The sequence below is a fragment of the Microcoleus sp. Pol10D4 genome, assembly GCF_036701555.1.
Classification (GTDB): domain Bacteria; phylum Cyanobacteriota; class Cyanobacteriia; order Cyanobacteriales; family Microcoleaceae; genus Microcoleus.
Window position 1 is genome coordinate 67,641 of sequence record NZ_JAUBRA010000014.1, and the last position, 19,180, is coordinate 86,820.

At 44.7% G+C, this 19,180-nt stretch carries 18 protein-coding genes and 2 riboswitches; of the genes, 4 read left to right on the plus strand and 14 right to left on the minus strand.

All coding sequences use genetic code 11. From position 1 onward, the window contains the following. Positions 1-13: 13 nt before the first annotated feature. The 8 genes from QUA36_RS10320 to QUA36_RS10355 all read right to left on the minus strand — a co-directional run bounded on the left by QUA36_RS10320 (position 14) and on the right by QUA36_RS10355 (position 7,337). Positions 14-880 carry a methyltransferase domain-containing protein gene (locus tag QUA36_RS10320; RefSeq protein WP_333457214.1) on the minus strand — a complete coding sequence of 289 codons (867 nt, stop codon included), beginning with the start codon at positions 878-880 and terminating at the stop codon, positions 14-16. A 19-nt stretch (positions 881-899) separates the two neighbouring features. Beyond that, positions 900-1,340, minus strand: a complete 441-nt coding sequence (locus QUA36_RS10325; protein WP_333457216.1) for a hypothetical protein — start codon at positions 1,338-1,340, stop codon at positions 900-902. Positions 1,341-1,497: 157 nt separating this feature from the next. Next, positions 1,498-1,642: riboswitch (cobalamin riboswitch) on the minus strand. Between the two features lie 38 nt (positions 1,643-1,680). After that, positions 1,681-2,259, minus strand: a complete 579-nt coding sequence (locus tag QUA36_RS10330; protein WP_333158317.1) for a Uma2 family endonuclease — start codon at positions 2,257-2,259, stop codon at positions 1,681-1,683. A gap of 248 nt (positions 2,260-2,507) precedes the next feature. Then, positions 2,508-3,920 carry an ABC transporter substrate-binding protein gene (locus QUA36_RS10335; RefSeq protein ID WP_333457217.1) on the minus strand — a complete coding sequence of 471 codons (1,413 nt, stop codon included), beginning with the start codon at positions 3,918-3,920 and terminating at the stop codon, positions 2,508-2,510. A 296-nt stretch (positions 3,921-4,216) separates the two neighbouring features. Next, on the minus strand, positions 4,217-5,254 hold the full coding sequence (locus tag QUA36_RS10340; protein ID WP_333457219.1) for a DUF2207 domain-containing protein: 1,038 nt from the start codon (positions 5,252-5,254) through the stop codon (positions 4,217-4,219). A 230-nt stretch (positions 5,255-5,484) separates the two neighbouring features. Then, positions 5,485-6,285, minus strand: coding sequence for a cobalt ECF transporter T component CbiQ (gene cbiQ, locus QUA36_RS10345; RefSeq protein WP_333457221.1), 801 nt, complete (start codon positions 6,283-6,285; stop codon positions 5,485-5,487). Continuing rightward, positions 6,282-6,614 carry an energy-coupling factor ABC transporter substrate-binding protein gene (locus QUA36_RS10350; protein ID WP_333158309.1) on the minus strand — a complete coding sequence of 111 codons (333 nt, stop codon included), beginning with the start codon at positions 6,612-6,614 and terminating at the stop codon, positions 6,282-6,284. Before QUA36_RS10350 ends, cbiQ begins: the two co-directional genes overlap by 4 nt. A gap of 3 nt (positions 6,615-6,617) precedes the next feature. After that, entirely contained in the window at positions 6,618-7,337 is a 720-nt protein-coding gene (locus tag QUA36_RS10355) for an energy-coupling factor ABC transporter permease (RefSeq protein WP_333457263.1), read from the minus strand. 61 nt (positions 7,338-7,398) lie between these two features. After that, positions 7,399-7,545, minus strand: a riboswitch (cobalamin riboswitch). Positions 7,546-7,719: 174 nt separating this feature from the next. Here QUA36_RS10355 and QUA36_RS10360 point away from each other — a divergent pair. The 3 genes from QUA36_RS10360 (at position 7,720) to QUA36_RS10370 (ending at position 12,091) form a co-directional block, all read left to right on the plus strand. Beyond that, positions 7,720-8,439 (plus strand): Uma2 family endonuclease, encoded by a 720-nt coding sequence (locus QUA36_RS10360; protein WP_333457223.1) that lies wholly within the window; start codon positions 7,720-7,722, stop codon positions 8,437-8,439. A gap of 252 nt (positions 8,440-8,691) precedes the next feature. Further along, positions 8,692-10,266: an FAD-dependent oxidoreductase gene (locus tag QUA36_RS10365; RefSeq protein ID WP_333457225.1), complete on the plus strand. Its 1,575-nt coding sequence runs from the start codon at positions 8,692-8,694 to the stop codon at positions 10,264-10,266. Positions 10,267-10,516: 250 nt separating this feature from the next. Further along, positions 10,517-12,091, plus strand: coding sequence for an FAD-dependent oxidoreductase (locus tag QUA36_RS10370; protein ID WP_333457227.1), 1,575 nt, complete (start codon positions 10,517-10,519; stop codon positions 12,089-12,091). Positions 12,092-12,601: 510 nt separating this feature from the next. Here QUA36_RS10370 and QUA36_RS10375 read toward each other — a convergent pair. The 3 genes from QUA36_RS10375 to QUA36_RS10385 are packed head-to-tail and all read right to left on the minus strand — an operon-like array spanning position 12,602 to position 15,466. Continuing rightward, positions 12,602-12,934, minus strand: a complete 333-nt coding sequence (locus tag QUA36_RS10375) for a DUF2834 domain-containing protein (RefSeq protein WP_333457229.1) — start codon at positions 12,932-12,934, stop codon at positions 12,602-12,604. Positions 12,935-12,991: 57 nt separating this feature from the next. Beyond that, positions 12,992-15,124, minus strand: a complete 2,133-nt coding sequence (locus QUA36_RS10380; RefSeq protein ID WP_333457230.1) for a pentapeptide repeat-containing protein — start codon at positions 15,122-15,124, stop codon at positions 12,992-12,994. 15 nt (positions 15,125-15,139) lie between these two features. Further along, on the minus strand, positions 15,140-15,466 hold the full coding sequence (locus tag QUA36_RS10385; protein WP_333158296.1) for a hypothetical protein: 327 nt from the start codon (positions 15,464-15,466) through the stop codon (positions 15,140-15,142). Positions 15,467-15,563: 97 nt separating this feature from the next. On the opposite strand from QUA36_RS10385, the gene QUA36_RS10390 reads away from it, so the two are divergent. Next, positions 15,564-16,013: a hypothetical protein gene (locus QUA36_RS10390; RefSeq protein ID WP_333158294.1), complete on the plus strand. Its 450-nt coding sequence runs from the start codon at positions 15,564-15,566 to the stop codon at positions 16,011-16,013. A 103-nt stretch (positions 16,014-16,116) separates the two neighbouring features. On the opposite strand, the gene QUA36_RS10395 is transcribed toward QUA36_RS10390, so the two are convergent. From QUA36_RS10395 to QUA36_RS10405, 3 genes are all read right to left on the minus strand, one after another. After that, positions 16,117-16,764: a Uma2 family endonuclease gene (locus QUA36_RS10395; RefSeq protein WP_333457232.1), complete on the minus strand. Its 648-nt coding sequence runs from the start codon at positions 16,762-16,764 to the stop codon at positions 16,117-16,119. Positions 16,765-16,781: 17 nt separating this feature from the next. Further along, positions 16,782-17,393, minus strand: a complete 612-nt coding sequence (locus QUA36_RS10400; RefSeq protein ID WP_333158289.1) for a Uma2 family endonuclease — start codon at positions 17,391-17,393, stop codon at positions 16,782-16,784. Between the two features lie 299 nt (positions 17,394-17,692). Then, complete coding sequence (locus QUA36_RS10405; RefSeq protein ID WP_333457265.1) at positions 17,693-19,138, minus strand: FAD-binding domain-containing protein; 1,446 nt, start codon at positions 19,136-19,138, stop codon at positions 17,693-17,695. Positions 19,139-19,180: the final 42 nt, after the last annotated feature.

Here is a 19,180-nt window from a genome sequence, read left to right on the forward strand (position 1 = left end):
CATTGTATTTGTGTCAGCCTTGATCAGATTTTGACAACTGCCAAAGTTGCATTTCATAACAGAGATGTTGCTCAAAAAGTTGACTTGCCTCCAATCCTTCAACCACCAACTTCTTGAACCAGCGGCGAAATATCCAGCGCAGGAATTTGTGGACGGGCGGAACTGTGATCGCAATTAAATCTGCAACATAGATCATCGTATTCAGTCCATATCTGCGGAAAGTATCGACATACAAATCGATTGTTGGCAAAATATGGGCGGAAATATCCTCAGTTTTTACTAAAGTAAATCCAGCCTGCTTTAATGCTGCATGAAGTTCCGTAACAACATGACAATTAGAGAACATTCCCTCTTTATAATTAGCATCAGATCGCAGCATATCAGCCAGCAAAACGTAACCGCCCTGATTGAGGATTTTGGCGGCACCGTTAGCAATATCAACAGCCGACATATACTGGCTACTTTCGCTAAAGAGAATAAGATCGTAGAAATAGGTTGCTTTGAAGTCTTCAAATCTCGTGAGGTGGAAGATTGCCCGATCGCCCGTACACTTAAGAAAGCGCTGTTGTTGGAAAGGATCGGGTGCGAGCCCTTCGACTGCAAAACCTCGATCGAGCAAATAAGCCGCATTTCCACCAATCCCGCAGCCCACATCGAGTATCGTATGAGTGCCTTTGGGGATAGCATCCAACAGTTTTACAGTATAAGCTTGCTGAGCGAGGCGCAATCGTGCGATCGTTAGTTCGTCAGCGGGCACAGGTAGGGTTTCCCAATAGCCGTAGTGAAGGTAGGGCGAATCTGTCAGGCCCAAATAGTAATTAAGCGCTGCATTTTGGTAGCGAGTTACCTTGGAAATTTCGATTGATTTTGGCTGCGGCATTCGGAAAATTTAGTAAGTTTTAGGATTTCGGGCAGAGTTGAAATTCTTCCCAGCGCTTGCATACTTGTTCATAGCACTCAACAGGAGAAATTGCCAACTTTTGCAACAAATTGATATCAATCTGACCGTTGGCGATCGACAAAAATATAATTGCTTCCTTGGGTTCGTAGCTAGCAATAATTTGGAGCAGATTAAAAACAGTGTTCTCCTCTATTTCTAGTTGTTGCAAATAAACCGTTGCCTCCAAGTCGGAAATAAATTGTAGATCATACTTTATAGTATCTACGCTCCAATTCACAGAACCGTTAATGGGAGTATTGATTTTGCAAGCAACCAAGCCTCGTCCTTGATGCAAAAAGCCATTCCAAGCAGTATGTCCGATCGGCAAAATATTTTGGTGAATAAACAAGTTTTGCCAGTAGCCAAAACTACCCTGCCAAACACTATCTTCGATTCGCATTTCTTTCCCATTAAAATAATATACGCTTCAGAACCCAGATCGAATTACATCAGCGTTCATCTGTGTTTATCTGCTGATATCTGCGGTTAAAAAACCCCAATCCAATAATTAAAAAAATAATAAACTCACCATCATCCATACCTCGCAGATGAAAAACATGATTGTAAACAAATCGGCGGGCATCCTGACTCAGAGATGCAATGATCTCATTACAGTTGCGGGACAGCGCCGGATTCGCACCGAACTTTCCCCCTTGCGTCTGATGTGTGTTTTTCATCAGAGCCGATCGATATACGGGGATATTACCACTATTTGGGATATTTGACAAAAAACCGTCCGCCTATTCACCAAACTCAATATTTTCATACAAATCTGCCAGCGAAATTTCCACAGCAACAGATGTTAAACTGAGCCGATCGCCCATACAGCTATATTCCGAAAAAATCCACTTATTCGCATCAGTTTTAGAATATTGCTCGACCTGTAGCCGATATTGGTCGATTAACAAATACTCCTGAAAACTAGGAATACTGCGATATGCAGCAAACTTTTCATCGCGGTCATAAGCTTTGGTACCTTTAGACAGCACCTCAGCAATTAGCAGCGGATTGGTAATTGTATCCGTCCGTCCAGATTGCAGCTCGATCGGGCGCGCTACCACCATCACATCCGGGTAAGTATAATTATTAAGCTGCGGAACCCATAGCCGCTGATCCGAACTAAAAGTCCGATATGGTTTCCCTTTTAACGCCAGTTTCAGCGCAACAACTAAATTAGTGGTAATTTCATTGTGATCCGGTGTGCCGCCAGCCATCAGAACAATCTCCCCATTGATAAATTCATGCCGATCCTGAGAATTGATTTCCAATTCTAGATATTCCTCAGCGGTGTAGGTTTTGGTTTCAACTTGCGCGATCATACACAACGCTCTCCTTTAATCTACTCATTTCATTTTATCTTAAAAATTTGGCTGATTCAACAGAAAAGTAGATTTTAATCATGCTAAGAAACAGGCAAGATGCCTGTTCCATAAAGAGGGAATTTTCTGGTGGGGCGTGAGTTTGGCATCAAGAACAGGCAAGATGCCTGTTCCACAAAGATTGAATTTTGTTGTGGGGAGTAGGGGTTGGGCCGAAGATCCCGCCCGTGCGATCGCACTTAACAAACTTACCGCAACGGGACAAAGTTATAGCCAGTGCTTCCTCCTTGTTTAACTTGCACTAAAATCGGCTTACCAGCCCGATCGCCCGTGGGCAAAAACTTCACATCCTCGCTCGATCCTGCTGCCGAAAAACTCGCATTTCTGAGTGCTTGTTGCAATCCTTCCCGTGTATTGCTTTGCCGCAAGCCAGCGATCACAGCTTGAGTCGCGTCAAAACTCGTTGCTGTTCGCCAATTCACAATGCCTCCCCAACGCTGGCGAGCATTTTCTGGGAAACGGCTACCGGGATTAGTTTCAGGATGCCAGGGAACGGGCAAAACAAGCCCGTCAACGTCTTTTTGTCCGTCTTTTAAAGTTTGAAAAGTGTAGAGCGTAGTGCTGCCGTAGAGTGGCAATTTGCCTCGATTGATGCGAGCCAGAGAAATCGCACGGTCAATGCGATCGACGTGGGGCGCTACCATCAATCCTTGTGCACCTTTGCTGATAGCATCGGCGATCGCACTTTCGGGATTAAAAGACGGTAACGAAAAATCGCAAACAGTAGGAACTAATTTGCCTCCAGCAGCAGTAAGAGCTGCCACAAATTCATCTTTAAATGATATGTTATCCGGTGCTTGGGAGTCATAACAAATGGCAATATTAGTTTTGCCTGCTGTTTTCACTGCATATTCTGCTAAAGGAGCTGCCATTAAGCTAATATTGGGTACTGTCCGAAAGATGTAGCTGCCAAATCCTGATAGATTATTTGCAAAGCTAGTCGGTGTCACCATTACCAGTTTTTCTTGCTGATATATCGGAGCAGCTTCAAGAGATGCGTTGCTAGCATTGTGTCCAATTACTGCTAGTATATTCGGATCTTTTGTCAATGTCCTTGCAACTTCTCTGACAACCTCTTGACTGTTGTCATCGTTGACAATTTCTACTTGCAGTTTTGCACCGTTGATGCCACCGCTAGTATTGATTTCATCCTGAGCTTGGGCGACACCTCGAAGGATTTCTTGGGCAACATTGGGGTTGCTACCAATGGGGACGCTGACAGCAATTTTCAAGTAAAAACCATTGCTGGCTTTGGCATTATTCAAATAGATAAGGGTTTCCGGGTCGTTGCGATTTTGTTGCAGCGATTTCTCAAAAGATTCGCCTGCCGCTTGGTAATTTCCCTCAGCAAAAGCTTGAACTCCTGCTTGTTTTGCTGCTGTTGTTTGGGAGGCTACCAATATCTGATTTCCTAAACTGATACGATTGGCGATCGCTCCGGGTGCGATCGTTGCCGCTGTAGATGTAGATGTAGGTGTATTTAAAGTTTTGGTCTCCAATAAACCGGGAAGGAACTTGTATGCACCAAACCCAATTAAGCCGATGGCAATAATAAAAACAATGGGAGGCGGGCTGTTTTTTTTGTTAGTATCTTGATACATGATTTTTTCTCTTTATTTTGATACTGTCATTATTCATTCAATTACTGTTTACGTCAATTCATATAATTCATTAATTAAGTTCATAAAAGTCATATTTGTAATAGCTGTTGCAGGAAGTGCGATCGCCCTTATTCAAATCCGGCCCGCTAAACTAACGAGAATAGGAGAATTATCAACAATATTTCTGGAGACGCGGGTGTGCAGAAACCGGGTTTTTGGCCCAGAAGACGCGTTACAACCCACAGATTCAGTAAAAACCCGGTTTCTTTAATTGTGATGCGTAAGTCGCGTTGATATTAACCACCACCACCGCCACCACCGCCACCACCGCCACCACCGCCACCACCGCCACCACCGCCACCACCACCGCCACCGCTGTCACTGCTAATGGCTGGAATTACTTCTTCATACTCTTTGTGGTAAGAGCAGTTTCGACAATTATGGGTAACTTTCTGCTTTCCTGAATTGTTAGTAGTTGCATAAATCAAAACTTGATGAGTCTGTTCGACATTGAGCGTTTTGCACTCAGGACAGTATCGCTCTTTAATGAATTTGATAATTCCGATAAGAGGGATTGATAAAAAAACCGTTAGCATAATAATTCCTCCCGGTTCGCTGAAAAAGTCTTCTTCTCCCGAAGTAGATTGAGATTGCTTACCATTTTGCTGCCAACCAGGTTGAGGTATATTCAGAATCGCCTGCGGAAATGCAATCTGTACTTCTAATTCTTGTTCCGGTGGAATAGGCTGACTTGCCACAAACTCAAATGTTTTAGGATCTACTTGACGCGGAACTGCGGCTGTACCAAAATTCGTAAACGAGAGAACTTTCCCTGACAAAGCGTCTGGTAATTTAACCGTAACTTTTCCGCTATTAATCGGAGCTTTACGACCTGCTGCAATGGCTTTCCAATAAACTAAAGTATTCCCACCTTCTAGCTGTAATCCACCTACCACGCGATATTTGATGACAAAAGTATGTGATTCTGGCGCTTTTAATTGATGTTGCCAACGAATCCAAAGTTCATTGTTTTCTAGCCCCGTGCTACTCGGAATTATTTGATTATTTTCGGTAACGATCACATCTTTAATTTCATCGACCTTACCTAAAGGAATATAGCGATATCGTTCAGTGTTGTAGGCTGCTGTAAATACATATTTTTGCGTTTCGGTGACTAACATATCTCCGTTCGTCTGAACGTCGATCGCGACGTTGATGTTATCCCAGTAAAACGGTAGCTCTTGGGCGGCTGCATGAGTGACTGTGACTAACAGTAGGCTTAATGATGCTAGTAAGCAAAAAACTATTTTTTTGAGGAGTCGTTTATTTATCATAGGGTTTCCACAAGATAACTGTTGACTACAATTATTCAATAGGTTTCTTGTGGAGTCAATTCATAAAAATCATGAATTATACTCATAAAAGTCATATCTTTAGTCTGGCAGGGAATTCATATCAATTCCGGCTGCGCCGGAATGATATAGAGGAGACGGCAGTGCCGTGTCCCTACCGCGATAAATTGTAGGGACACGGCACTGCCTTCTCCTCATTTCTTTATTTATTTTCAACTTTGAAATACCATACTTAACATTATTAAAGTTGTACAACCAAACAGCGCTTCAAATATATATCTTTGTGAAGGTTTATAAGGATAAGAATTCCAAACGCGCAGTTCTCCATTAAAGCCTCGCGAGGCTAAACTCAGCGATACTTGACGGTAGCTTTCCAAAGTTCGCTGAAGCAATTGCCCGATTAAAATGCTTAAACTGTGCATTCCCCGCTTCCAAGTGCGGTAGCCACAGCGCGAGTTTTGAGCAATCCAAAGTTCATCGGCGATCGCCAATAAGCTAAAAATAAACCGATACATTAGTAATAGCAGTTCTGTGACTAACTCTGGACAGCGTAATTGTCTGAGAATTTGCAAGATTTCGGTAAATGGAACCGTCAAGAGGATGAAGTACATACAGCTTGTCGATGCGAAGGCGCGGGCAAATAGCAAGCTCACTTGGTATATTCCAGTGCGGCTCACATACAGATAAAAAGTGCCGATGCTAATGCCCCAACCTTGCCAAATATCCCACTGAATTTCCTGGATTTGACTTAACTCAACCGCACCCAGCGCCAAAGCAGGCAAACTTGTCAGCAAAAACATCAACGGTACCGACAGCAACCGCAAATACAGTTTCCCCGGAATACCCGCATAGATGACGATCCAGACGGCTAACCAAAGGCCGATAGACAATTGGACGATCGCCCCAGAAACGAGAGACAGAATTAAAAGGGCGATCGCAAAAGATAACTTGTGAGATGGCGGCAACCCGCGCAAGCGATTGGTATAAGCCAGACTATCAATCTGATGGTTCATTCCGACGATTTATGATCAGACTGCTGCCGAGATTGCGATCGGCCTTTATACAACCCAATGACGTACCCAACTACGCCAGCCCCCATCGCCGCTTGAGACGCAAACAATAGACTGGCAATTTCGCTGCTAGCCGGCTCAAACAAATGATTAAACCAAGGTTTATAACCCGGTTGAATTTCAGTAATTGCTTTCTTAGCTTGGTCATCGGAACCGCCATATTCACCCCGCACAAAAACGAGAGGAAACGCTGCCAGAACAATCACAGCGCCAGCCAACAGCCAATTTTGTCGCGAAGTAGATTGGTGATTTTTTGTAATTTTTTGACTCACGCCTTATGACTCCTGTCTCAATAATTTCAAAGTTTCCAACTCCGGCTTCCCGTAAGAATGCAGCCAATTCCAGACCAATAGAGTCAGCAATCCCTCACTAATAGCCAGGGGTACTTGAGTGATAGCAAAGATACCAGCAAACTTGAGAAACGAAGCCATAAAACCGCCACTTGCTGCCGGAAAAGCTAATGCTAATTGAATCGAAGTCATCACATAAGTCAGTAAATCTGCCAAAGCCGCCGCACAAAAAATTGCTGCCCGCTGGCTACCAGTTCGCAACAGCAATTGATAGATAAAATACGCAGCGAAAGGGCCGACAATCGCCATCGAAAACATATTCGCTCCCAGCGTAGTCAAGCCACCGTGCGCTAACAGTAACGTTTGAAAAAGCAGAACTAAAGCCCCCAGTACCGCCATCACCGAAGGGCCGAACAAAATTGCACCCAAACCAGTACCCGTCGGGTGAGAACAACTGCCCGTTACCGAGGGAATTTTTAAAGCAGAAAGCACAAAAGTAAACGCACCCGCCAAAGCAAGCAATAGTTTAAGTTCCGGGTGTTCTTTTGTAATACGAGTAATTGAGCGCAAACCTACTGCAAAAAAAGGCAACGCCACCATCCACCAAAATGCAGCCCATTGCACCGGCAAAAAACCTTCCGAAATGTGCATAGCTGCGGCGGGCGTTGCCGATCCCAGGACAATATAACAACTCAAGCCAGCCATCAATCCCAAGCTGACCAATTTCCGATTTCTGGCCTTCACGCTGAACCTCGCAGATGAGACTATGTAAACTAACACATCGGCGGGCATCCTGACTCAGAAAGCGACAAAACTCTCATTACAGTTGCGGGACAGCGCCGGACTTGCACCGAACTTTCCCCGTTTCCTCTAACGGCTGCTCCCCATTAGAACCGACTGGTTAGACATAGTTTAGTCGATCGTGTAAGTCTCAGCAAATCTTTTACAAAAATTCATTCAGATTAACTCAATCAAAATTACCTATCATCTTCTCTTCTCTTCCTTCGCGTCTTCGCGGTTCGTTCAATAAATACTATTGCCAAACAAATCAAAGGTATAATATTAGTGAGTTTTGAGGAAAGCCGCCATGTTAGATTACAAATTTCCGAGGCACTGGCCCTCAGCCGATGAACTACCAGACTCTGATGAAACGCCTGTGGATAACGAACTGCAAGAATTAATACCAGGATTGCTAAAAGCAATATTGCTGATACTTTGGGCAGAACGCATGGACTGGTTTTTTGGCATAGATATGGGTATCTATTATCACGCCGACAAACCTGCCATTGTGCCAGATGCTTTCTTGAGTTTAGGTGTAGAAAGGTTTTATGATGAAGAATTGCGTCCCAGTTACGTGCTGTGGGATGAAAATGTTCTACCGACTTTTGTGTTGGAAGTAGTTTCCCCAAATTATCGCAAAGAATACACCACAAAGTTGGAGGAATATCAAGCTTTAGGCGTACTTTATTACGCCATTTATTCTTCCCGCCGCCGCCGTAAACCCCGTTTAGAAGTACATAAGTTAGTCAATGGGAAGTATGAATTACAGCCAGGACATCCAGTTTGGATGCCAGAAATTGGTTTGGGGATTGGTTGTGAAAGGGGAAGTTATTCTGGGGTGACAAGGGAGTGGTTGTATTGGTATGATGCCGATGGAAAACGTTATCTGACTCCTGAAGAAAAGGTGAAAGAATCAGCACAACTCGCCCAACAGGAATCGCAGCGCGCCGATCGATTGGCCCAACGTTCCGATCGACTAGCTCAGCGATTGCGGGAGTTGGGGATAGATCCTGATAATCTGACCTGATGGCAGTAAAGGCTACAAGACTTACACACTGTTGACGCTCAGAAACCGGGTTTTTCAACGGAGTGCGATCGCCCTCAACGCAGGATTTTAGGGAAAAAACCCAGTTGCTGCGTCCAGGAATGTGTGAATATTTATCAAAACAATCAATCAGGAAAGATGGAGCTAGATTTGGGAAAAACAGAGAGTTTGAGGGCAAACATTGAAATTTAGCTCGAAAAGATGAAAATCACGAGAGGTTATTAAATAATGGTCATGGATGTGCGTTATTACGATGTCATCGGCTTTGGTGATGAAGTTCCAGGAGTTCTTGCTGTTATCTCTGCCGCCAGAGAATATCGTCGCCGGACAAAGCGTTATCCGCGAGTTCTGCTCATGTCGAAAGGAAGCTTGCAAGAAGGAATTGGCGGGCATTTGGTAAGAGGCAGCCTTGCTTATTTAGATAGAAGCCAGATTAGTGAAGAACTTCAACAATCTTTAAATTTAGATACCTTTGGTTCACCGCCGGCAATCTATAAAGAATTCCTCCAAAAATCCGGTGTTACGACAATTGCACTTGATGCCGGCAAAGCCAGTGCAGCCCTGAAACAAATGCTGTTGCAAGCTGGAGTCGATATCCTCAGCAATGTACAAATTCAATCAGTCAATAAAGAAGGCAAAAGAATTGCCAGTATAACCACCTCTAGAGGCACAGTTTATGCCGGCCAGCAATTTATTGATGCCACTGTCAATGCCGAATTAGCTCAAGCGGCCGGCGTGAGAAAGTTGCAGGGATTTGAAACATTGGGTCTGCCTAACTCAGAACTTCCAGTCACCCTCGTTTTTGAAACCCAAGGACTCAGTGCAAGAACACTGAAAAAACTCGATTACATTTATCTAAAACGCTTCACAAACCTGGCCGATTCAGAGGCTCAAAATTTTTTGCTGTCCGCTGCTGGCAACGATGCCCAACTAGCAGAACAACTCCGGCGGGAAATGATCGACACTAGAGGCAATCTCAAAACTCTGTGGGCGGGAAAAGATTACATCGATGTTCGCTCGCCGGCTCTGTCTGTAGCTTACCACTCCTTTAGAGGAATAAAGCTATCTTTTCCTGAAACCGGCATAATGTTAGATCGGGGAAATATAGCAATACTTCCAAATGAAAGACTTTCGTGGAATGCGCTTTTATTTGCAGTCACCGCCAGCGAAGCGGAAGCCTTAGCGAGAAGCGGGAGCAAACCCACGGCTAATATGCAAAACGAGATATTATTTCTTGCAGCTTGGTTGAGGAGTTTGGGGGCTACTTCTGTTACTTCTGCCTCAGAACTTTATATCAGACACGCCGGCAATGTGACGGGAGTTGTAGAACCTTTAACTGGCGCACAAATGCTGTTAGGTGGCGTACCTGCTAATGAGGCACTGGGAACATTTAGCTATTATTTTGATATCCGCGGAGGTATCGAAGGTATTAACGAGAAAGCAAGCAGTCTAGGATGGTTTGAAAGTATGGTTTTTAAAAAGCCTACCTTCAATATTGGCATCCGCCACGCATTAATTAAAAACGTTCCTAACCTGGCAGTGGTCAGTCCCTGTTCTGGGTTTGAAGGGTTGGCCTGTTCTGCAGGCAGAATTGTTGAATTCAACGTCGCCGTTGGTCAAGGCGTCGGTATCGCTGCGATTAATGCCCTTCTAAATAAAGAAAATCTAGCCGATGTATCTAACAGAGAAGTGAGACAAGTTCTCGCCCAAACAGGTCAGTTACCTAGAATTTTTGGAGTGGCAAATAATGCTGATGGAATCCTATTGGCGCAATTCGAGAATCTTGTCACTTCGGATGCTGTTGCGTAATATAGCAATCCTAAATCATTTGTGAATTTCTTACTCCCTCCCCGCGAGTTCGGGGAGGGTTGGGGTGGGGTAAAAAATTTACGATTCATTTAGGATTGCTATAGCAATTTTAATTAGTCCTGGACGCATCACAACCTTCATAATCGGGTTTTTTGCCTTGTTCTGCAGTCTGTAACGCGTCTTTCGGTAAAAAAACATTGAAATTTAGCTCTAAAATATGAAAATCACGAGAGGTTATTAAATAATGGTCATGGATGTGCGTTCTTACGATGTCATCTGTTTTGGTGATGAAGTTCCAGGAGTTCTAGCTGTTATCTCTGCCTCCAGAGAATATCTTCGCCGAACAAAGCGTTATCCGCGAATTCTACTGATGTCGAAAGCAAGCTTGCAAGAAGGAATTGGCGGGCATTTGGTAAGAGGCGGTCTTGCTTATTTAGATAGAAGTCAGATTAGTGAAGAACTTCAACAATCTTTAAAGTTAGATACCTTTGGTTCACCGGCGACAATCTATAAAGAATTCTTACAAAAATCCGGCGTTAAGGCAATTGCACTTGACCCCCGCAAAGCCAGTGCAGCGCTGAAAGAAATGCTGGTAAAAGCTGGGGCAGATCTCCTCAGCAAAGTAGAAATTCAATCAGTCACTAAAGAAGGCCAAAAAATTGCCAGTATAACCACCTCTAAAGGCGTAGTTTATGCCGGCAAGCAATTTATTGATGCCACTGTCAATGCCGAATTAGCTCAAGCAGCAGGTGTGAGAAAGCTGAAGGGATTTGAAACATTTGGTCTGCCTAACTCAGAACTTCCAGTCACCCTCGTTTTTGAAACCCAAGGACTCAGTGCAAGAGCACTGAAAGAACTCGATTACATTTATCTAAAACGCTTCACCAACCTGGCCGATTCAGAGAGTCAAAAATTTTTGCTGTACGCTGCTGACAAGGATGCCCAACTAGCAGAAGAACTCCGGCGGGAAATGAAAGACACTCAAGGCAATCTCAAAACTCTGTGGGCGGGTAACGATTACATCGATGTTCGTTCGCCGGCTCTGTCTGTAGCTTACCACTCCTTTAGGGGAAGAAAACTATCTTTTTCTGAAACTGGCGTAATTTTAGATGAGGGAAATATAGCCATACTTCCAAATGACAGACTTTCGTGGAATGCGCTTTTATTTGCAGTCACCGCCAGCGAAGCGGAAGCCTTAGCTAGAAACGGGAGCAAACCCACGGCTAATATGCAAAGAGAGATTTTATTTATTACAACTTGGCTGAAGAGTTTGGGCGCTACTTCTGTTACTTCGGCCTCAGAACTTTATATCAGACACGCTGGCAATGTGACGGGAGTTGTAGAACCTTTAACTGGCGCACAAATGCTGTTAGGTGGCGTACCTGCTAATGAAGCCCTGGCAACATTTAGCTATCATTTTGATGTACGGGGAGGCATCCCGGGTATTCGCGATCAAGCAACTCGTCTAGGATGGTTTAAAAGTCTGAGTTTTAAACACCCTATCTTTAATGTTGGCATCCGCCACGCATTAATTAAAAACGTTCCTAACCTGGCAGTGGTAAGTCCCTGTTCTGGATTTGAAGGATTTGCCTGTTCTGTAGGCAGAATTGTGGAATTCAACGCCGCAGTTGGTCAAGGTGTGGGTATCGCTGCGGTTAATGCCATTCTAAATAACAAAAATCTAGCCGATGTATCTAACCGAGAAGTGAGACAAGTTCTCGCTGAAACAGGCCAGTTACCTAAAATTTTTGGAGCTCCAAATAGTGGTGATGCAATGCTATTGGCGCAATTCGAGACTCTGGCCAGTTCGGATGCTATTGCGTAATATCAATTCCGGTTGCATTGCTCATGATTGTTGACTGTTGACTGTTGACTGTTGACTAAAATTATGATTTCGGGACAACGGACTGTTTGGACATTTGAACAAATAACGATGCAACCAGGAACGATTTAAGCTGTTGTGCATCTAATGTGAAAGTCAATTTTTATACAATTATTGTGGAACGGGCATCCTGCCCGTCTCTAGATTCAATTTAAATGTGTAGCAGCTTAAGAGCAACTTCAATAAACAATTCAGTAGTAGGTTTGCTAGGGGGAAGGAAACTCAAGCCAAAAGTTTTTAGCAAAAAATGAGTGAAATTGCTATTAGTATTATGCCACATCGAATGACAACCATTAAGTTGGTTTGTAGTGAGGAATTTAATCCTCATAAAATTCTGAGCACTTCCGTCGTCACTACAAACCTATAACGGTGATTTTACCCGAAATTATATAATAGCTCGATCGCCTGCACCGAATTATTGTGCTGCGCCGCACTCATCTGTTAAACAACTTTTCAACTTGAGACTTCGCTTGATTTTTCCAGCTTGGTTTCCCGCACAAACAAGAAAAGCGGGAAAGCACAGGAAAACGAAACAAGCAAACCCAGAAGTATGTACAGCCCTACAAAACTTATATCGAATCGTTTTGACTCAGCGTACATCCAAGTGCTTCCTGCTACAGTTGCGATAAACAAATCTAAGCTTACCGATTTCGCAGCAAGATTAGCCGAACTCTCGTTTACAAAGTCGAGCAAGCCAGCATTGCTAAAAAACTGCAAGTTATAGTACCAAGGCAGTACAAGGCCCAGAATTGCTAGGATGAGATAAATGATTCGCTTAACGCTCATAATTACCCTACCTGTTCGTTGATCAACTGTCTTAGCCTACTCGTTAACAACCAATCCTTACTTCTTCTGCGGGCACTTCGGATGACTTCCCCCCTGCAAACAAATGTAAGCAATTTGACTTTTATCTAAATTCTTAGCCTCCGCAAAATCAACTCCTAGGAATCGACCGGATTTACTACCAGTCGGACTTTGAATAAATTGATCCGAAGCTGCCTTCCCTAGAAACACAGCGCCTTTAAAATCCGCTCCCGCTAAATTCGCGCCCCTAAAATCAACCGAACTCACCTCCGCATTCCGAAAATTGGCATCTTGCAACTGAGCATCTTTTAAATTCACGTTGGCGAGTTTAGTCGAAGTCAAATTGGCATTTTGTAAGTTTGCGCCGCTCAAATCAGCACCGGATAAATCAGCACCTTGCCATTCCGATTTAGACAAATTTGTCAAGGACAACTGAGCGCCTTGAGCCTTCACTTTGCCCAAACGCGCACCTGACAAATCTGCTCGCGAAAAATTCGCACTTCCTATATCTGCTCCGGTAAAACGGGCATTTTTTAACAGTGCTTCCTGTAAATTTGCTCCAATTAAAATAGCACTGCTGAAATTAGCTGAATTCAAATTGCCGTTTGACAAATTAGCTTTGTTCATGACAGCGCGCACAAAATTAGTCCCGTTCATTACAGCACTGTTCAAAGACGCCCCGGTCAAATTTACTCCTTCCAAATTAGCGCCGCTCAAGTCAGAAATCCAATCGTCAAATGTACCCGGACGCCTGTCTTCGCCGGTGCCGTAAAAGCGAGTTCCCTGCAAGCTGGCATTGGTTAAATTGGCATTTCTCAACTTAATTCCCGACAAGTCAACTTTGTTTAAAACTAAAGTAAACTGAGATGGGCCGGCAGGACTTTGAGCTAAATCCGTGCGGCTGAGATCCACGCCCTTGAGTTGGCTGCTATACACTGTGAGAATTTTGCCGATCGCCCTTTGTACTGTTCGCTGGCGGGCGGCCGCTAACTCGCGTTCCGGGGCCTTGCCGCCAAAGCGCAGGGAATCGAGGTCGTTGCTGAGGGCCTGATTCAACCGCTGCAAGTCAGGCAAAGCTTTCGGGCCGCTACTGACTAAAGCTTGCTGGATCGCGTCCAGCATGGCGCGGTTGTCTTCTTGAGCGAGCAAATCCGCTAGCAGAGGTACGGCGCGGGAGTCTTCCACGGCCCCCAAAGCCAAAATTGCCGATCGCCTGCCCGATGCCCCGCTAGCCGATGTGGGAGACAATTTGCTGACTAAAGCGACAAATAATTCGTCGTTCCGCTGCCGGGAATCCCGCAAATTTGCTTGACTTTGAGTGTAGATGAGAGTGCCGACAAACAAAGTTAAAATCAATCCGGCGCTGCCGACGGTAACTATCACTAAAGTTGTGCCTGGGTGTTGGCGCATCCAATTCCACAAACTGGCATTTGTTTTCAGGCCGCTTTGTGGAGTCACAACCAAAGCCGCAATCTGCGCGTCTTCCTCAGTCCAATCTGGACTCTTGACAGGATTGTCAGACAGTTGATTCGATCGAGCGTTGACGACCAAAGTATTCGCGAGGCGATCGTGTCCCGCTTGCCGTTTGTAACGCCACGCAACCGCGCCGTCTGCGAGCATTGCCAAGCCACTCAGCCCCCCTAAAATCAGCAAATCCGGAAACGCACCGCTCAAGCGCCAAATGCCGTAAGCGACGCCCAGAGGCACTCCCCAGCGCCCCAAACTTTCGCGAATTAGGACGGGTCCAAAACCCGGAGGAGTACCCGACGCTGTGACAACTTTGACGCCGAACCAGCGTTTGGGGAGAGTTTGACCTGTTCTGGCGAGCAAAAACAGTTGCCACCCCGCTAAAACTGCCGGTGCCAGCAGTGCCCCTGACCAGAATAGATTAGTTAGGGGTGCGACTCTGGGGCTGCGATCGCGCACGGGTATGCCCAAGGTACGGGCGACGGTTTCGGATGCTGCTGCTACAGAGGAATTGAGCGGCACGGTTTCAGTTTCCTTGTTGACCAATGCCCCGATACTGAAGGGAACGAGGGCGCTGGCCGCAATTAACGAAATTTCCACAGCCCAAGCGCCGCACCTGCGAACCAGCAGTGGCATTTGCTTGGATTGTGTTTGCCAAGACGGATCTGGTTGATTGATGCCGCTGGGCGCGGTGGGGTTAGCCATATTTAGAAATTCCTATTATTTGTCGTTAGTATTTGAGGACTGGGGGGAAATTGCCAATTTATACGCTATGTAGATTAGCACTCCGAGAACGGCAAGAGTCATCAGCGCTGAAATTAGCTGTACGACACTATTGAAGACTGTCAGGACAATTATCGCTCCGACGGCAAAGGCTGCCACCTGCCCAGGTTTGGGGAGTCTTTGAAACTTGTCGAGTAATTGATTGTATAAGGTTCCGACGGCTTGATAGCTGTCTGAATTTTGTGTGATGAGCGGCGATCGTTCTACTTTAGCTTTTAGTTCTCCGAACGCTTGCTGCCAATTGAAGTTATTTTGAGGATTCATAAAAAAATTCCGAAGTTATTTTAGATTAATGTGTTTGGAACCGCAATTATCCCCTACCGTCAAAGAACTAGAACCAAATGCCATTGTGTGAGGAAACATGAAGATAAATTATCCGGGCGATCGCGGCAAACTGTGGTTTAGCTCGATCGTGACCGTAGCCTTGGCAATGATTTTAGCGGATGCCGGTGCCCTTCGGAGCCAACCGCTACAAATTGCTCCGGGATTTCCCGAACCGCTGGGAGTTTCTGGAGTTTCCGGCGGCCCGAACAATAGCGGCGACTGCGGTTTTGTCTCTCAAGGGCCGAACCACGTCATTGAAGTAACGCAGGATTTGCCTTACTGGCGGATTGCAGTACAAACTGCTGGAGCTCCGAGTTTGATGATTCAGGGGCCGAGGGGGCGTTTCTGCGTGCTGCCGGCGAATGCTGCTGCGGGGAATGTAGAATTTTCCGGTTATGGGGACAAGGGGACTTATGTTATTTTTGTGGGCGATCGAGCTCAAGGTCAACACCCTTACACTCTCTCTATTTCCCAAAAGCGAAATTAACAATACAACGGAATTAGGAGGCTTGCTGTCATAAACTGGGCTTTTTGGCGATCGTAAATAAGCTGGACTTCTGACAGCCAGTGCGGGAAATAGGGATTTCCTATCAATTTTGTATTTGGTCTTTAACCCACTTCCGAAACAATCTGAGAGTTTGACTCGTACCCACTGTTTGGCTTTGTTCGCAATAGTGAGAAATAGCTTCAATAATTGGCAGATTGGGAAAAGTCGGACTAATTTCAGCTTCAACATATTTCCCATCTTGAAGCACATTAATCTGAAGCTTCTTATTTTCATAGCGCCAGATTTCAGGTACTCCCAAAGCTTCGTAAGCATCGAGTTGAGTTTTGGAAGTTATATCGACTTCAATTGCTAAGTCAGGCGGCGGATCTACAGTTAAGTCGATCCGCTTTTTACCAATCATTAGAGCGTAATTCTGAATGTAAAAACATTCATCAGGTTCAATTCCTTGTAACATACTTTTTCGCTTGAAAGTCGTCGAACCAAATGGTTCAAATTCGATTTCTAGTTCCTCAAACAGAATTTTCACTAAATAGCCAATAATGATTTTAGCTTTCTCATGTTCTGGTAGTGGCATCCTAATCTCCAAAGTTCCTTGACTGTAAGCTATTCTAGAGCCACGGTGTTCTCCCAGCTCTTCTAAAATTGCTTCAAATTCCTGCCAGTTGACATCATGGAACAGCACTCTATGTCCTGGGGGTACACTGATTTGTCTTAATTGCAGCGTTACCATTTCAACCTCCGATTTATTTAAGTTATAGAGCTAAAAACCTGCTCAACAGTCAGATTAAGTTCCCCGAAGGCAGACGAAATAATCGTATCGCCCTCTCGGAACTGGCTAACCTGGTACTCCCCATCAACCAACTGGTAAATCGAGACAGTAGGCTGTTTGGGATTACCTATGAACCGCCGGCCGCCCAAAGCAGCATAGTCCACAACCCAGTATTCCGGGATACCCAATCTTTCATACTCAGCCACTTTTACTAGGTAATCATCTTGCCAGTTAGTGCTAACTACTTCGACAACAAGCTTGACAGAGCTACCTTGAGAAATAACTGATGATTTTTTCCAGAGTGGCTCTGAAATTAAAGCTGTTTTGTCTAAGACTATGATATCAGGCTGGTAGCCCGTGGTCGTTTCTGGAGGTCTGACAAAATAAGTTGACGGTGTTACATAAGGAAGATTTAAACGGTCAATTTCTACGTTAATTTTTCGGATGAGAAAACCTGTAACTTCCTCATGCTCGCCATTTGGGTTCATCTCAACTATTACTCCATTGCGTAGCTCGAAACGTCCTGTTCCATCTGGATACCATTCCAAAAATTCTTCAAATGTTATCGATTTGATTATGGTTTGAATCATGAAAATTTCTCCGTTATATAACCCTTAATAGTTTTTAGTGAGGACGACCGCCCTCAACTAGAGTGACGATAGGACTAAAGTCCTTACTACAAAAAACTTTTTTAATGCTAATTAATAGAACATGATATCACAGATTAATTAGGTAGGTAACAGGACTTAGGCTCAGCCTCAATATATATGTTTTGTAGGGTCAAACCCCCGTGGTTGCCCCCATACCTGGGATGATTGCGTAAATCGTATGTCATAATGTCAGCTAGAACCCCGACTTCTTGAACAAGTCGGGATTCTCGGTGTGATGTTTAATTTTTTTGCTGGCTGTACAGTTCCTTAAACTTGCGCTGTTGCTCGTTGTGATCTACGATCGGAGAGGGATAATGAAGAAGTCGGCGTTCTAAAGGGGAAATATTTCCTGTTAGCAAAGCTTTAGTATCAACGCGACGCAATTCTGGAACCCAGTGCCGAATATATTCCCCTTCAGGGTCAAATTTCTGAGCTTGACTCGCCGGATTGAATATTCGCAAAGGTTTCGGATCCATGCCACTAGATGCGCTCCATTGCCAGCCGCCGTTGTTAGCAGAAAGGTCGGCATCTATCAATTTTTGCATGAAGTATTTTTCCCCCCATTGCCAGTTAATAATTAAATCTTTGGTGAGGAAACTGGCGACTATCATGCGGCAGCGATTGTGCATCCAACCTGTCTCATTTAACTGCCGCATTGCTGCATCGATAATAGGATAGCCAGTTTTGCCTCGACACCAAGCTTGAAAGAGTTTTTCATCGTTCTCCCAAGGAAAGTCTTTGAATGCTTGACGATAGGGGCCGTCTGCTAATTCTGGAAAATTATACATAGCGTGTTGGTAAAATTCCCGCCACGCTATTTCCTGTTGCCAAGTACGGATGCTTGTAGACGCTTCTTCGCTGCGGCAAGTGTCCATTACTATCTGCGTAGCTTGCCAAACAGTGCGGATGCCTATTGCACCAAATTTGAGGGCTGCGCTGAGTTGAGATGTGCCGTTAATGGCGGGGAAATTGCGCTGTCCTTGATATTGGTAAATTGCCCGATCGCAAAATTCTTCTAATTTTTGTTGCGCTGCATCTTCTCCGGGTTCTATTACTAATGGATTTTCCCAAATAAATCCCAAACTCAACGCTGTTGGCACTGTTTCCATTGCACCTGCTTGGTTGGCGATTGCTTGTTCTTCGGCGGTTAAGTCGGTCATTAATTCCAGATAAGTTATCGGCAGTGTCTCTACTGGTTGGGCTTTAGGTTTACTGTTCCATTTTTTCCAAAATGGTGTATAAACTGTGTAGGGAGTCCCTGTACCGCTGCGAATTTCATCTGGGGCGTGCAGCAGTTGATCCCAGAAATTTTGAACTTGAATTCCTGCTTGTTGGAGGGCGTTTGATACGGACTGATCGCGCTGTTTTGCGTAGGGTTCTACATCCCAGTTCCAAAATACTGCTTGAGCATTTATAGCTGTTGCTAATTTTGGTATTTCTAGGATCGGATCATCTTGAATTATCAGCAATTGGCTGCCTGATTCCCTGTAACGCGAGGAGAGTTTTTGCAAGCAGCCGATCATGTAGGTGACTCTAGCTGGCGCTACGTCATCGCGATTTAGGATATTGCGATCGAGACAAAAAATTCCGACTACTTTCGGGCTTTGCTGGCGCGCTGCTGCCAGTCCGATGTTGTCAGAAATACGCAAGTCGCGGCGGTGCCAAAATAAAATTAGATTGGATATATCAGACATTCGATTTTAGATTTTAGATTTTAGATTTTAGAT

What these genes read in the sequence shown, in the direction of transcription:
- QUA36_RS10335 (WP_333457217.1), bottom strand. Translation starts at nt 3,920, where the DNA reads ATGTATCAAGATACTAACAAAAAAAACAGCCCGCCTCCCATTGTTTTT.
- QUA36_RS10380 (WP_333457230.1), bottom strand. Translation starts at nt 15,124, where the DNA reads ATGGCTAACCCCACCGCGCCCAGCGGCATCAATCAACCAGATCCGTCT.
- QUA36_RS10400 (WP_333158289.1), bottom strand. Translation starts at nt 17,393, where the DNA reads ATGATTCAAACCATAATCAAATCGATAACATTTGAAGAATTTTTGGAA.
- QUA36_RS10320 (WP_333457214.1), bottom strand. Translation starts at nt 880, where the DNA reads ATGCCGCAGCCAAAATCAATCGAAATTTCCAAGGTAACTCGCTACCAA.
- QUA36_RS10395 (WP_333457232.1), bottom strand. Translation starts at nt 16,764, where the DNA reads ATGGTAACGCTGCAATTAAGACAAATCAGTGTACCCCCAGGACATAGA.
- cbiQ (WP_333457221.1), bottom strand. Translation starts at nt 6,285, where the DNA reads ATGAACCATCAGATTGATAGTCTGGCTTATACCAATCGCTTGCGCGGG.
- QUA36_RS10325 (WP_333457216.1), bottom strand. Translation starts at nt 1,340, where the DNA reads ATGCGAATCGAAGATAGTGTTTGGCAGGGTAGTTTTGGCTACTGGCAA.
- QUA36_RS10390 (WP_333158294.1), top strand. Translation starts at nt 15,564, where the DNA reads ATGAAGATAAATTATCCGGGCGATCGCGGCAAACTGTGGTTTAGCTCG.
- QUA36_RS10370 (WP_333457227.1), top strand. Translation starts at nt 10,517, where the DNA reads ATGGATGTGCGTTCTTACGATGTCATCTGTTTTGGTGATGAAGTTCCA.
- QUA36_RS10330 (WP_333158317.1), bottom strand. Translation starts at nt 2,259, where the DNA reads ATGATCGCGCAAGTTGAAACCAAAACCTACACCGCTGAGGAATATCTA.
- QUA36_RS10375 (WP_333457229.1), bottom strand. Translation starts at nt 12,934, where the DNA reads ATGAGCGTTAAGCGAATCATTTATCTCATCCTAGCAATTCTGGGCCTT.
- QUA36_RS10340 (WP_333457219.1), bottom strand. Translation starts at nt 5,254, where the DNA reads ATGATAAATAAACGACTCCTCAAAAAAATAGTTTTTTGCTTACTAGCA.
- QUA36_RS10360 (WP_333457223.1), top strand. Translation starts at nt 7,720, where the DNA reads ATGTTAGATTACAAATTTCCGAGGCACTGGCCCTCAGCCGATGAACTA.
- QUA36_RS10365 (WP_333457225.1), top strand. Translation starts at nt 8,692, where the DNA reads ATGGATGTGCGTTATTACGATGTCATCGGCTTTGGTGATGAAGTTCCA.
- QUA36_RS10355 (WP_333457263.1), bottom strand. Translation starts at nt 7,337, where the DNA reads ATGGCTGGCTTGAGTTGTTATATTGTCCTGGGATCGGCAACGCCCGCC.
- QUA36_RS10385 (WP_333158296.1), bottom strand. Translation starts at nt 15,466, where the DNA reads ATGAATCCTCAAAATAACTTCAATTGGCAGCAAGCGTTCGGAGAACTA.